This is a genomic window from Hominisplanchenecus murintestinalis (assembly GCF_943193015.1).
Lineage (GTDB): Bacteria > Bacillota > Clostridia > Lachnospirales > Lachnospiraceae > Hominisplanchenecus_A > Hominisplanchenecus_A murintestinalis.
The window spans coordinates 46,339-60,511 of record NZ_CALPCM010000017.1 but is presented as its reverse complement, the minus strand read 5'-3'; the positions used below and the strand labels follow the sequence as shown (position 1 = coordinate 60,511).

General features: G+C 47.6%; 13 protein-coding genes. 6 read left to right on the top strand and 7 right to left on the bottom strand.

All coding sequences use genetic code 11. From position 1 onward, the window contains the following. Window positions 1–151 precede the first annotated feature (151 nt). From NFR99_RS08125 to NFR99_RS08110, 4 genes are all read left to right on the top strand, one after another. Window positions 152–922, top strand: a complete 771-nt coding sequence (locus NFR99_RS08125; protein WP_251353385.1) for an ABC transporter ATP-binding protein — start codon at window positions 152–154, stop codon at window positions 920–922. After that, on the top strand, window positions 912–2,957 hold the full coding sequence (locus NFR99_RS08120; protein ID WP_251353384.1) for an FtsX-like permease family protein: 2,046 nt from the start codon (window positions 912–914) through the stop codon (window positions 2,955–2,957). Before NFR99_RS08125 ends, NFR99_RS08120 begins: the two co-directional genes overlap by 11 nt. 15 nt (window positions 2,958–2,972) lie before the next feature. After that, window positions 2,973–3,650, top strand: a complete 678-nt coding sequence (locus NFR99_RS08115; protein WP_120481161.1) for a response regulator transcription factor — start codon at window positions 2,973–2,975, stop codon at window positions 3,648–3,650. 68 nt (window positions 3,651–3,718) lie between these two features. Next, window positions 3,719–4,765: a sensor histidine kinase gene (locus tag NFR99_RS08110; protein WP_243126497.1), complete on the top strand. Its 1,047-nt coding sequence runs from the start codon at window positions 3,719–3,721 to the stop codon at window positions 4,763–4,765. A gap of 54 nt (window positions 4,766–4,819) precedes the next feature. Here the strand turns inward: NFR99_RS08110 and NFR99_RS08105 are convergent, their stop codons facing one another. From NFR99_RS08105 to rfbA, 7 genes are all read right to left on the bottom strand, one after another. Then, window positions 4,820–5,182: a YmaF family protein gene (locus NFR99_RS08105; protein ID WP_120481160.1), complete on the bottom strand. Its 363-nt coding sequence runs from the start codon at window positions 5,180–5,182 to the stop codon at window positions 4,820–4,822. 66 nt (window positions 5,183–5,248) lie between these two features. Continuing rightward, complete coding sequence (locus NFR99_RS08100) at window positions 5,249–6,544, bottom strand: ABC transporter permease (RefSeq protein ID WP_251353383.1); 1,296 nt, start codon at window positions 6,542–6,544, stop codon at window positions 5,249–5,251. Between the two features lie 11 nt (window positions 6,545–6,555). Further along, entirely contained in the window at window positions 6,556–7,446 is an 891-nt protein-coding gene (locus tag NFR99_RS08095) for an ABC transporter ATP-binding protein (protein WP_120481158.1), read from the bottom strand. Between the two features lie 49 nt (window positions 7,447–7,495). Then, window positions 7,496–8,104, bottom strand: a complete 609-nt coding sequence (gene rfbC, locus NFR99_RS08090; protein ID WP_120481157.1) for a dTDP-4-dehydrorhamnose 3,5-epimerase — start codon at window positions 8,102–8,104, stop codon at window positions 7,496–7,498. A 36-nt stretch (window positions 8,105–8,140) separates the two neighbouring features. Further along, on the bottom strand, window positions 8,141–9,031 hold the full coding sequence (gene rfbD, locus NFR99_RS08085; RefSeq protein WP_120481156.1) for a dTDP-4-dehydrorhamnose reductase: 891 nt from the start codon (window positions 9,029–9,031) through the stop codon (window positions 8,141–8,143). A 20-nt stretch (window positions 9,032–9,051) separates the two neighbouring features. Next, on the bottom strand, window positions 9,052–10,071 hold the full coding sequence (gene rfbB, locus NFR99_RS08080) for a dTDP-glucose 4,6-dehydratase (RefSeq protein WP_135975975.1): 1,020 nt from the start codon (window positions 10,069–10,071) through the stop codon (window positions 9,052–9,054). Between the two features lie 19 nt (window positions 10,072–10,090). Beyond that, window positions 10,091–10,987, bottom strand: coding sequence for a glucose-1-phosphate thymidylyltransferase RfbA (rfbA, locus tag NFR99_RS08075; RefSeq protein ID WP_251353382.1), 897 nt, complete (start codon window positions 10,985–10,987; stop codon window positions 10,091–10,093). 270 nt (window positions 10,988–11,257) lie between these two features. Here rfbA and NFR99_RS08070 point away from each other — a divergent pair, with 270 nt between their 5' ends. Next, window positions 11,258–12,697 (top strand): NlpC/P60 family protein, encoded by a 1,440-nt coding sequence (locus NFR99_RS08070; RefSeq protein ID WP_120481153.1) that lies wholly within the window; start codon window positions 11,258–11,260, stop codon window positions 12,695–12,697. A 137-nt stretch (window positions 12,698–12,834) separates the two neighbouring features. Continuing rightward, complete coding sequence (gene glnA, locus NFR99_RS08065; protein WP_251353388.1) at window positions 12,835–14,166, top strand: type I glutamate--ammonia ligase; 1,332 nt, start codon at window positions 12,835–12,837, stop codon at window positions 14,164–14,166. The last annotated feature ends 7 nt before the right edge of the window (window positions 14,167–14,173 follow it).

Sequence of the window (14,173 nt, the reverse complement as noted above, 5' to 3'; positions counted from 1 at the left end):
GCATGAGATAAAAAGGCTATGTAAAACTAGTTTCATAAAGAAAATCAGAAAAGTGCCAACGAACACTTGACACAAACTTTCATTCATTGTAAGTGTTTTTTCGAAACGTCTTATGCTATGATACAGGCAGAAGATCAAGGAGGTGCTTTGGATGAACCAGAAAATATTGGAGATTGAAGCGTTAAGAAAATATTACGGAAAGCGTGAAAGCCAGACAAAAGCTCTGGATGGGATTACTTTTCAGGTGGTATCCGGGGAGTTTTTGGGAATTATGGGAAGCAGCGGTTCGGGAAAGTCTACTCTGCTAAACTGTATTGCGACTGTGATAGCGCCCACAGAGGGGCACATTGTTATGAGAGGGACGGAAATTACATCTTTGAAAGGGAAGGAACTGGCGGAGTACAGGGGCAGGAAGGTAGGCTATCTGTTTCAGAATTTTGAGCTTCTGGATAATTTAACAGGGAGGGAAAATATTCTGATTCCACTTTCCTTGCATGGAATACCGGAAAAAGAAAGCAGGATGGGGGAACTGGCAGGCTATCTGGAAATTGAGGATGTTCTGGATAAGTTTCCGGCGCAGATGTCGGGCGGTCAGAGGCAGCGGGTGGCGGCGGCCAGGGCGCTTATTTTAAACCCGGAAATCATTCTGGCGGACGAGCCCACCGGAGCATTGGATTCCCGGAATGCCAGGACGTTGATGGAAAAGTTGTCCGGATTGAACCGGGAACAGGATTCTACGATTTTGATGGTAACGCATGACTCGAATGCCGCCAGTTACTGCACGAGGATTTTGTTTATTCAGGACGGGAAAATATTTCATGAACTGAGACGGAGGCTTCCGGAGGAGACGCAGCAGGAATTTTATGAAAGAATTCTGCATGTTATGGCACAGCTGGGAGGGGGAAGCGCAAATGTTCTTTGATTTAGTACGGCGGAACAGCAGGCGGAGCAGGAAAGAAAACGGTCTGTTTTTTGTTTCCCTGCTGGTATCGATTGTGTCTTTTTATATTATTCTGTCCCTGGCGGAACAGGACGTTATGGTTTTTTTGAGAAAGATGGAAAGTGATGCGGTGGATAAACTGATGGCTCTGATTCCGGCATTCTATGGCGTGACGCTGTTTATTTTGTTTTTTCTGGTTTATTTTGCCAGCAAGTACCAGTTGGAGAGGAGGAGCCATGAGCTTGGGGTTTATCTGATGCTGGGGATGCGCAGGACGAAATTGTTCCTGCTTTTGATGGCGGAGGATTTGTGGAGCAGTGTTCTGTCTCTGGCGCTGGGGCTTCCGGCGGCGGTATTGGTTTCGGAACTGATCAGCCTGATTACTGCCCGGCTGGTGGGAATCGGCATCCTGGGTCATCAGTCGGTATTTTCTCTGGAAGCGGTTGGGCTGACGATTGCAGGGTTTTTATTGATAAAATGCCTGGCGTTTGTCCTGCTGAGCGGGAAAATTGCCGGAAAAGAAATCGGCGGACTCCTGGCGCCTGCGCCGAACGGTGCCAAGCGTCAGCTTCCGGCAGGAATTTATTTTATGGCGCTGGCGCTGGGAATGTTGCTGCTGGGAATGGCTTACCGCCTGGCGATTTGTGGGATTTCCTGGACATCTATGGGAAAAATGGGGCTCACGATGCTTCTGGGAATTCTTGGTACGTTTCTTTTGTTTTATGGGCTGCGGGTAGCGTTGGGGTTTTTGGCGGGACGGCAGGGAAAAAAGAAATTACGTGTATTTCAGTTCCGCCAGCTGCAGGAGCAGGTGATTCATCAGTCTGTATCCCTGGCAGTCAGTTCCCTGCTGATTCTGGCGGCGATGTGCTTTTTTGGTTATGGTGTAGCTATCGCATGGGGGCGGAGCGCAGGCGAAGTCCATACGCTTGACTACACGTTCAGCGTGCGGGAGAGTGAGAATGTGCCTGAAATCTTAAAAAAGAAGGGTCTGTCAGACAGCTTTAAAGAGCTTTTTGAGATGAGAGTTGGCCACATACACGCAGGAAATCAGGATGTTTCTGTCAGGATGCCCCGTGTTATGGAGCTTTTAACGGAGGAAGAAGATTCAGAGGAAAAAGAGATACTTTTGAATAATCTGGGGTATGTGGATTATCCTTATGTCATTTCCCTGTCAAGCTATAACAGGCTGCTGAAGGCGGCGGGGCTTGAAGAAATCCAGCTTCAGTCTCATCAGGCCTCCGTTTATATGGATGAAGAGTTTACAAACGCAGTACGGGCGGAGCTTATGAACCGGGTTCTGAGCCAGGAACCGGAAATAGAGATGGCGGGAGACGTCTGGCATATGACGGGAAAGGTACAGAACCGTAATCTGGTGGTTGACAGTTCGATTACGCTGTCTTTTGCACTGATTGTGCCGGATGAGGATTTTCAATATCTGACAGGGGGAGAATATGATATTTACTGGGATGCGGTTCTGGCGCCGGAGCTGGTGGAGGATCAGGGGCTGATGCAGGCGATTGCAGCAGTAAATGCGGAGTTGGGAGAAACGGGGCTTGTGTATGAAAGCTATCTTCAGAATATGGGACGTCAGCTGTTTTATGTGGTAGCTGCCAGCTATTTAACCCTGTATTTGGCGTTTATTTTCCTGATTGTAGCGAATACAGTTCTGGGGGTACAGTTTTTAATGCAGCAGCAGAAGACAGGGAAACGTTACCGGACACTAATCCGGCTGGGAAGCAGCTATGAGATGCTGTGTGCTTCTGCCAGAAGCCAGATACGGTGGTATTTTGGGCTTCCTACGCTTGCGGCGGTAGTCAGCAGCCTGTTTGGTGTGCGCGCGCTGTTCCGTGGGATGCTGCCTTCCAGCATCCGAAATGAGACGGCAGGGCTTTTGGTGATTGCACTGGCTATGATTTTCCTGCTTTGTGTGATAGAATGGTGTTATCTGAAGGCGGTTTCCAGAGCCAGCAGCCGGTATATTCTTACGCTGATGGAGCCGGAACGGGAAGAATAGAAGGGGGGACTGTCTGTGAAAAAGATTGTGATTGTAGAAGATGAGCCGTTTATGCGCGAAGAGCTGGAACAAATCTTTCAAAAAGCCGGATATTCGGTGATGTCAGTGACGGACTTTTCTCATGCGCCACAGGAAATTATGCAGGCAGTTCCAAACCTTGTGCTTCTGGACTTGAACCTGCCGGGAATCAGCGGCTTTCAGATCTGCCGGGAACTGAAACAGAAGAGTACTTTTCCGGTATTGGTGCTGACATCCAGAGATCAGATGAAGGACGAGCTTCACGCGCTTGATTTGGGAGCGGATGAATACTTGACAAAGCCATGCCGGAAAGAACGGCTTCTGGCAAGAGTGTCCAACCTGCTGCGCCGTTATGAAGGGCGGGCAAATCTGTTGGAAGGACCGGGATTTTTGCTGGACGAACAGACATATACGTTGTATATTTATGATAAATCGGTTATTCTGCCGAAAAATCAGGGAAAGCTGCTGGAAATGTTTTTGCGGCACAGGGATGAGACGGTTACGAGAGAGATGTTGTGCGACGCGCTGTGGGGAACAGCAGAGTATATTGATGAAAATGCTTTGCAGGTGAATCTTACCCGCCTGAAAAAGACCATGAAAAATCTGGGCGTCGGTCAGAGGATAGAGCCGGTGAGGGGAATTGGTTACCGTATGATGACAGATGTGGAAGAGTAAAGCTTTCAAGCTGGAATAGGTGTATAAGCTGTTTTTGTAAAAAGATGGATAAGAGTGGAGAGCAGGAAATGCAAAGATTTTCAGGTGAGTACTGGAGAAAAGTGAAGCATTTTATAAAATATTTTCGAAAGTATGCCCTATGGCTGGGACTGCTGCTGGGGACAGACGTTATATCGGCGCTGTTTCTCTGGCTTGCGGATGTGAGGGCGTTCCGGATTCTGGCAACTGCAATAGTTTTAGGAAGCGTCCTGTTGTTTCTGGTCATTTTGTGGATACTTGGCCGGGCTGAGAGGCGGAAAGAGCAGGCGTTTCTTGAGTTTCTGGAAAATGGAGACAGTTTTGCGGAACAAGCAGTTCTGCGGCAGGTCAGCGCTCAGGAAGGGGAAATGATACGAAGCATTGCTTCAGTTTTGAAAGAGAATCAGGCGCGGGAGAAAGAGCTGTTAGGGCGGATTAAAGACTATGAAGAATATACAGAAGCATGGGCGCATGAAATCAAAACGCCGATTTCACTATTGACATTTCTAATGGATAACCACCGGGAGGAGATTCCGGAGAGAGTTAGCCGAAAACTGGATTATGTTAGGAATCAGATGCAGGAGCATGTGAATCAGATGTTGTATTATGCCCGCTTGAAAAGTGTAGGGAAAGACTATTTGTTTGAACAACTTTCCTTGAGAGAGTGTTGTGAAGAAGTGCTTGAGGACTACCATCCTCTTTTGCAGGAAAGAGGATTTCAGGTAGAGAAGGATGTGGGAGAAATTTTTGTGTTATCTGACAGAAGAGGGCTGGACTTTCTTGTGAGCCAGTTCATCAGCAATTCTATTAAATATTGCAGAGCTGCAGGGACGCCTAAAATTTGGATAAAAGCCAGAAAGGAAGAAGAGGGGATTTTTTTCCGCATCGAAGATAATGGAATTGGCGTCAGGGATTGCGAGGTGCCGTTTTTGTTTGAGAAAGGTTTTACCGGAGACACCGGGATGATGCGGAAAAAGGCAACGGGCATGGGGCTGTATCTTGCAAAAGAAATTGCGGATGATTTGAAGATTACCCTGCATATCCGGACAGAATGGCAGAAAGGATTTGAGATTACGATGCGTTTTGCTATCGTTTGAAGGAACTTTGTTTATAGCCTGTGCAGGCGGGATTTGTCCGCCTGCTTTTTTAAGTTAATCCATGCACTTGAAATCAAGCGGGCTGTCAATCAGTGACGCCGCCTGGAATTCATGTCTGTGTCCGTCTTCGCAGTCCGTGTAGGCTTTTGCGAAATGAACATGTTTTCCGCCGCCCACTTCGATAGCACATGAGGATTTGCCGCAGAATTCATGAAAATGGCCATCTGCAAAATCTGTGCGGAACGTTACTTCATGAACATGGCTTTTTCCTTCACGGATTGCCTCGCCGGATACCGTGCAGAAACGATGGTTATGGCAATCGCGGCAGTCGCCTACCGTGGAGGTACTGCCAACGATTTCATGGACATGTTTCTGTTCTTTACACTCAGGTGAATAAGACGCATTTCTTTCTTCCATGAGAGACTCCTTTCTCAGTGTCGTCTCTGTATTGTATGCCTGCTCTGTAAATACGTGAAAACAGTGTCAGGCTTTTTTTAGCGCCTTTAGGATTGAGCCGATTTTTGGCGTCGTCCCATAGAGCAGGACACCTACCCGGTAGATTTTTGCCGAGAATATGCCTATGCCAAAAACGGAAACCACAAGAACTCCGATGGACAGGGCAATCTGGTAGAAAGGCACGGTGCTCATGGCAATCCGGGTAAACATGGCCATAGGCGAGGTGAACGGTATATAGGAGCAGATAAGCATGAGGGTGTTATCTACGGATCCGCTGGACATAGAGGACATTACAACGATAAAGGCGATGACGAACAGGATGGTCAGCGGCATCACGGAGGTATTGATATCTTCTACTTTCGACGCTGTTGAACCGATAGCCCCGAACAGGAACGCATAGATGAAAAAGCCCAGGACAAAGAAAATCAGCATGTACGCCAGCAGTTCAAGGGGCATATCAAAAATGGAAGTAATGATTGTATTATCAGCCCAGAAGGATTTGTTCAGGTTAAAGAACAGGAAAGCGGAGCCGAAAACTGCAGTCAGCTGGATAAGGCCGGCCAGGCAGGATGCGATGACCTTGCCGAACATCATACTGGCGGGTTTTGCGCTGGTGATAAGAAGCTCCATAGCACGGGAACTTTTTTCTGTCGCCACATTAGTTGCCACCATCTGCCCATAGAGCAGGATAACGATATACAGCGAAAAAATCATAATGTAAGTATAGAAGAAATTTTCCGCCTGGTTTTTCCCGAGGCTTTCCGTCTCGTGGGAAACCGGGGAAGTAAGTATCTCTGCGGCTTCTTCCGGGGAAATGCCGCGTGCGGACATGGCATTGATACTGTAGAGATTCTTTAGAATTTCATCTGCGGTTTCCGTGTTGAAATCATACATGGAAAGGTTGTCTACATAGTAAGTATAAGAAGTCAGGTCATGGATAACAAAAGCACATTCCGCCAATCCTTCTGCGACCTTTTCTTTTATCCAGGCAAAGTCTTCCTCGGCGGTTACGACGCTGCAGTCCGGAAACGCTTCTGTAAAAGCCTGATGAATCATATCCTCATATTCCGGTATATCTGTGAGCACGAATATGACAGAATCTCCGGAGGAATTGTCTGTCTCCTGCCCGTCAGCAATTTCCGCAGCGCTGTTTTCCTGTTCAGAAGCAATTTCTGAATCCCGCTTCTCCAGCATAGCGGAAATCCGTGGGAAAAACATTACACCCGCAATGAGCAGCATAAGAAAGACAGTGACGCCCACGAAAATCTTATTTTTAAAGTAGCTTTTCAGTTCAAATTTTAAGATTGTGCCAAATTGTTTCATAATCGTTCCTCCTACTCTTGCGTTCCGGCATATTCCACGAAAATATCGTTTAGAGACGGCTCAAATACCTGGATGCTGTCAATGTCATAAGTTTCTGTCAGTTTTTTCATCATATCCTGTTTGGCATCTGCCGAGGCCATCTGAACCATCAGGCTTCCATCGGAATTCTCTGTGCAGCAGGAGCCGAGGTCTGCGAGAATCTGTGCTTTATTTTCAGAGCAGACAAGAAGGCGGTCACGGGAGTAGTTCCTTTTTATCTCGTGGAGGTCGCCCTGCAGGACAATCCTGCCGCTGTTTAAGATTGCGATTTTATCACAGAATTCTTCAATGTAATTCATCTGATGGCTGGAGAAGAGTACGATTTTCCCTTTAGCGATTTCTTCTTTTACAACATCCTTTAAAAGCATGGCGTTGACCGGATCGAGTCCGGAGAATGGTTCATCTAAAATAACGATTTGAGGGTTGTGCGCAAGCGCCGTGATAAGCTGGATTTTCTGCTGGTTGCCCTTTGAAAGCGTGTCCAGGCGTTTGTTTCGGTATTCTGCCATGCCAAGGCGGTTCAGCCAGTAGTCCACAGCTTTCGCGGCGTTTGAATGGTTCATGCCTTTAAGCTGTGCGAAATAAATAAGCTGGTCAAAGATTTTCTTTTTTGGATACAGCCCTCTTTCTTCCGGCAGATATCCGATGCCAACGGCATGATAGTCAATGGGTTTTCCGTCTATAAGTACTTCGCCGCTGTTTGAGGGAAAAACATCCATCAAAATCCGTATCGTAGTGGTTTTTCCGGCGCCGTTTCTTCCTAGCAGGCCGAATGCCGTGCCTGCGGTAGTGTGAAAAGAAATTCCTTCCAGGACTTTTTTGTCCCCGAAGCTTTTATGAATATTCCTCAATTCAAGTTCCATGATATTCCTCCAATGAAAAAAGTGCGCAGTTATGGCTGCGCACGAAAAATTAAAATTTAAAAGTATCTTTCAGGCAGGCCCAAAGCTGGTCTTTTGCGCTGAGATTTAGGGAGGTTCCGTCCTCCAGATGATAGCCTTCGGCAGAAGCGCAACCCGGATAAGTCCCGGTAAGCTGCGGCCAGCGAATACCGATTTCCGGATCATTCCAGGCGAGGCCGCCCTCATCATTGGGGTGATAAAAGTCTGTACATTTGTAACAGAATTCGGCGATATCGGAAAGCACCAGGAATCCGTGTGCAAAGCCTTCCGGAATGTAGAACTGCTTTTTGTTTTCTTCTGTAAGCTCAATGCCGAACCACTTTCCGTAGCTTTTGCTGCCGCTGCGCAAATCCACTGCTACATCAAAGACAGAGCCTTTGATAACGCGAACCAGTTTTCCCTGTGGGAAGTTTTTCTGGAAATGAAGTCCCCGGAGCACGCCTTTGGTGGAGCAGGACTGGTTATCCTGTACAAACTCCGTGGTAAGCCCTGCCTCTTCCATATCTTTCCGGTTATATGTCTCTACAAAATACCCACGGGCATCTCCGTGGACTGTGGGAGTGATGACGCACAGTCCTTCGATGCCGCCCACATTTTTTTCTACTGTAATCTGTCCCATTTTTTCCTCTTTTCTAACGCAATTGCCGCGTTACACTTATATTTCCTCAAAATTAAAATCCTTTAAATAACGGTGCAGGGCGTCCTTCCAATCAGGAAGGGGCGTAAAACCATTTTCTGTAAGCTTGCTCTTGTCCAGGCGGCTGTTGAATGGCCTTGCCGCTTTGGAAACGCCGTATTCTTTGGTAGTTACCGGGGTTACGGCGACGCGTTCATATTCCTTGTGCCCCATAGCTGCGGCCTGTCGGAAGATTTCAGCAGTGAAATCATGCCAGCTGATGTAGCCGCCTTCATTCGTTGCATGGTAATACCCATATTTTTCTGTTTCAACCATGTCTACCAACAGCCGCGCCAAATCGTAAGTATAGGTGGGGGTTCCAATCTGGTCGCTGACAACCCGGAGCTGTTCGTATTTTTTACCCAGGCTCAGCATGGTGCGGATAAAGTTTTTGCCATTCTTGCCAAATACCCATGCGATTCGGACAATGAAATATTTTGACAGGGATTCCGACACAGCCAGTTCACCCGCAAGTTTTGTCTTTCCGTAGACGTTTAGGGGGCTGTAGTCTTTACAGTCCGGCAGCCAGGGGGCAGTTCCCTGACCGTCAAATACATAGTCTGTGGAAATATATATCATTTTGATATCCAATTCTTTACAGACTTTAGCGATATTTTCTGTCCCCACGGCATTTACCAGGCGTACTTTCTCCTGATTTTCTGTATCTTCCGCTGCATCTACGGCAGTCCAGGCCGCGCAGTGGATGACTGCATCCGGAGCTGCCCTGTGGATTACGGTATCTACGGATGCGGCGTCGGTGATGTCCATTTCCTCAATATCCACGCCGATGGCTTCATGGTTTCTTTTTCGAAGTTCATTTACTACGTCATATCCAAGCTGTCCTTTGACGCCTGTTACAAATACTTTCATTTTAACAGATGCCTCCTTCCTTAACGGTTACCGTACATTTTTTCGTAATAATTCTGGTATTCGCCGGAAATGATAGTTTCCCACCATTCCTTATTGTCCAGATACCACTGGATGGTTTTTTTGATACCGTCTGCAAACTTTGTTTCCGGGAGCCAGCCGAGTTCACTGTGGATTTTTGTGGGGTCGATAGCGTAGCGCATATCGTGTCCTTTCCGGTCCGCCACATAGGTAATCAGGCTTTCGGGCTTGCCAAGCTCTTTGCAGATTAATTTTACGATATCAATATTCTGCATTTCATTGTGCCCGCCGACGTTATAGACTTCACCTACGCGTCCTTTGTGGATAATCAAATCAATGGCTTTACAGTGGTCTTCCACATAGAGCCAGTCACGCACATTTTCACCCTTGCCGTATACAGGAAGGGGTTTGTCGTTCAGTGCATTGGCAATCATCAGCGGAATCAGTTTCTCCGGGAAATGATAAGGACCGTAATTGTTGGAGCAGCGGCTGATAGATACCGGAAGCCCGTAAGTCCTGTAGTATGCCAGAACCAGAAGGTCGGCGGCCGCCTTGGAGGAACTGTAAGGGCTGCTGGTATGAATCGGCGTCTCTTCGGTAAAGAATAAATCCGGGCGGTCAAGCGGCAAATCGCCGTATACCTCATCGGTAGAAACCTGGTGATAGCGCTGGATGCCATATTTGCGGCAGGCATCCATCAAAACGGCGGTTCCTTTGATGTTAGTGTCGAGAAAAACTTCAGGATTTTCAATGGAACGGTCTACATGGCTTTCAGCAGCGAAGTTTACTACGATGTCAGGATGTTCTTCCTCAAATAATTTATATACGGCGTTCCGGTCTGTAATGCTTATCTTTGCAAAACGGAAATTCGGATTGTCCATAACAGGCTCAAGAGTTGATAAATTTCCGGCATAAGTCAGACAGTCCAGGCAAATTATCCGGTAGCTTGGATACTTGTCCAGCATGTGAAAAATAAAGTTGCTTCCAATAAATCCGGCTCCGCCGGTTACGATAATAGTCATAATAAAGTCTCCTTTCTGATTAGCGCAGGATATCCACATATTTTCCGTCCAGGACATCCTTTAAATATTGGCCGTACTGGTTCTTTTTCAGCACTTCGTACACGTTCAGTACATCTTCTTTTGTAATCCATTTGTTCAGATATGCGATTTCCTCCAGGCAGGCAATCTTGCGGTGCTGGTGTGTTTCCACAGTCTTGACAAAATTGGTGGCGTCCACCAGGCTTTCGTGGGTTCCGGTGTCCAGCCAGGTAAAGCCCTGTCCCAGAAGTTCTACATTCAGATTTCCGTTTTCCAGATAGATGCGGTTCAAATCGGTAATCTCCAGTTCCCCCCTGGCGCTGGGCTTTAAGTTTTTCGCATATTCCACAACCCGGTTATCGTAGAAATACAGGCCGGTAACGCAGTAGTTGCTCTTGGGGTTTTCCGGTTTTTCCTCAATGGATACTGCTTTTCCGTCGGTATCAAATTCTACGATTCCAAAACGCTCCGGGTCATCCACATAGTAACCAAACACGGTAGCGCCCTTTCCGGAATCAGCATTTTTTACGGCAGCTTTCAGGCGTTTCGTCAGTCCGTGCCCGGCAAAAATATTATCGCCCAGTATCATAGCTGCGGTATCATCCCCAATGAAGTCAGAGCCAATGACAAATGCCTGTGCCAGACCGTCGGGACTGGGCTGTACCGCATAGGACAGATGGACGCCGAACTGGCAGCCATCGCCCAGAAGTTCCTGAAAACGGGGCGTATCCTGCGGTGTAGAAATAATCAGGATATCCCGGATTCCCGCATTCATCAGTACGGACATGGGATAATAAATCATAGGCTTGTCGTAAATCGGCAGAAGCTGTTTGGAAGTCACCATGGTAAGCGGGTAAAGCCGCGTCCCGGAACCACCTGCTAAAATAATTCCTTTCATTTGTAAAATCTCCTTTCCGAAGAGCCTGTAAACCTGTATGGTTACAGTATTGGCTGTTTTCGGGTTCTATAAACATAGTATAAAAGGTGACCTAAGGTAACCTTCAAGTGTTATTTTGCGGAAAGCAGAAATTTGTGAAAAGTTACCAAAGAAAAGCCGCCGTGAAATTTTTACGATTCCCTTGCATTCTGGGAAAAAAATGCTATAATGGATAAGAAGTTTTGTTTGGATTAGATTAGCTTTCAGGACGTACAGAAATAAGGAGTACATATGAATTTAAAGAGATTGAGGAAGACGATGGGGTGTTTGGCACTGGCAGGCGCTATGATTATGACGCTGCCTCAGGTGGCATTTGCCGCTGAGGAAAGGACGGATGCCACGGAGAAAGCCCAGGAAGTGAATTCAGAATCGGGTACGGAGCATTTGACAGAAAGCGATACCGAAGAACTGACGGAACCGCAGACCGAATCCGCGAGTGAGTCGGAGACACGTATGCAGACGGAACCGCAGACACAGGTGCAAAGTAACTCTGACATATCTGTTACAGAACCGGAGACCACTCCGGTAACGGAAACTGACAGCAGTACGGAGCCTGGGACAGAGAATGAATTGGATGACGCCGCCAGGGAAAAACAGGACAGAGACAGGAAGAATGAAATCAAGACCATTTCTCCATCGGAGGACGTGGAGGAGCCGGAAGATCATTCAGATGCAAATGCGGATTTAACTACAAATGTCATTGCAGGAAATGCGATTTATTTAGAGGAGCTGTCCACGGTTTACCATCTTACGTTTGAGGAAGGCTTTTCAGAGGTGATGGAGGAGATTGAGGAGGATTTCTGCCAATGGCTGGATAAGCCGGAAGAGTTCCGGGGAGAGAACTGGCAGGATGTGCTGGCGGTCTATATTCTCCGGATGCGTGAGCAGACAGGAAAGCAGGAAGTGGTTCTAAATGCCGGGGCAAAAGAGGAATTGGAAAAGATATTTTTCTTTATGAATGTCCGAAGCGGTTCGATTATCACAAAGAAGCTGTCTAAGGAAGTAGATTTGGAAGCAGAGATCTGTTCCCTGGATATAAATGATTACGCGGAGCTGAAGAATTTAGGCGATGAGGAGAAGGCTGTCCTTACAAAATATACAGATGAGGAATGTAAGAAGCTGTGTACGGTTGCGACAGCAGCAAAGGGATTCGTAAGAGGCGAAGTAAGTGAAGTGAGCGGCGATGTGTCAGATGCGAGAGCGGCAATTGCCGTAGCGGCATGCAGCCTGGTGGGAAAGGTAGGCTATTTCTGGGGCGGAAAGTCCTATGCGATTGGCTGGGATCCCAGATGGGGCGATGATGCTACGGTTACGGCAGGCGGAAGCAGGTCTACGGGGACTACCCGTGGGTACGGACTGGACTGCAGCGGGTTTGTATGCTGGGCGTATTATAATGGTCTGGGCGGGACAGACGGAGGAATCGGAAATCACACTACAACGCAGTGGAATGCCACGGAAATGATAGACAGCAGTGAAGCAAAGCCGGGAGACCTGGTATTTTACGCGCCGCCGACAGCGGGAGATCAGAACCATGTAGGCATGGTGATTGGGAAAAATGATGATGGAAGCCTTATCGTGGTACATTGTTCTTCCAGCCAGAATGGGGTTGTCGTAGGCGAGGCCTGGTCGTCAGGTTTTAAATATGTAAGGAGAGCAGCATTCCTGGGCTAGAAATATAGGTACATGGACAAGATTTGAGCAAAGGCGCTCTTAGTCTGTCTCTGCAGGCGCTAATCGAAACTATGTAAAAGTGGTTTTGGCGCTGCCGTGGAGGCGTTGGCTAAGGGCGTTTTTTATAGGAGGGATTTATCATGAAGTATACCAAGCAGGATGTTTTACGATTGGTACAGGAAGAGGATGTTGAATTTATCCGTCTTCAATTCACCGATATGTTCGGCACATTTAAAAATGTAGCGGTCACTTCCAGCCAGCTTGCCAAGGCGCTGGATAACCAGTGCAGGTTTGACGGCTCTTCAATTGAAGGGTTTGTGAGGATTGAAGAGTCAGATATGTATCTGCACCCGGATTTAGATACTTTTGCTATTTTTCCGTGGCGTCCCCAGCAAGGGAAAGTGGCCAGGCTGATTTGCGATGTATTCCGGCCGGATGGAAAGCCTTTTGAGGGAGATCCGCGCTATATTCTGAAAAAAGCGGTAAAAGAGGCGGATGATATGGGGTATACTTTTGATGTGGGACCTGAGTGTGAATTCTTCCTCTATCATACGGATGATACAGGGCAGCCGACTACCGTTACCCATGAAAAAGCAGGGTATTTTGACTTGGGTCCGGTAGATTTGGGAGAGAATGCCAGGCGCGACATGGTACTGACGCTGGAAGATATGGGCTTCGAAATCGAGGCGTCTTACCATGAAGCAGCGCCGGCGCAGCATGAGATAGATTTCCGGTATGATGAAGCGCTGGTGACTGCGGATAATATCATGACATTCAAACTGGCGGTAAAGACAATCGCAAAGCGTCACGGCCTTCATGCCAGCTTTATGCCAAAGCCAAAAGAAGGGGTAAATGGTTCAGGCATGCATACGAATATGTCACTGTCCAGGGAAGGCAGGAATATTTTTGCGGACCCATCTGACAGCCTGGGGTTAAGCAGAGAAGCATACTATTTTATCGGAGGGCTTATGAAGCACATCAAGGGAATGGCAGCTATCACTAATCCACTGGTGAATTCCTATAAACGGCTTGTGCCAGGCTTCGAGGCCCCTGCTTCGATTGCCTGGTCAGCGACAAACAGAAGTCCGCTTATCCGTATTCCGTCCAGGCAGGGAGAATCTGCCCGTGTGGAGCTGCGGTGCCCGGATCCGTCTGCAAATCCTTATCTGGTGCTGGCAGTATGTCTGGCAGCCGGGCTTGACGGTATCCGGAATCAGATTATGCCCCCGGAAAGCGTAGACAAAAATATTTTTGAGATGACGTCTGAGGAAAAGGAGGCGGCAGGAATAGAATCTCTGCCAAGCAGCCTTTGGGAGGCTATTCAGGAATTGGAGAAAGATGAATTTGTTAAAAATGTTCTGGGAGAGCATCTGTGCGGGCATTATATCCGCGCAAAGAAAGAAGAATGGGCGCAGTACAGCAGGCATGTATCGGCATGGGAACTGGAACAGTATTTATATAGAATCTGACGGGCAG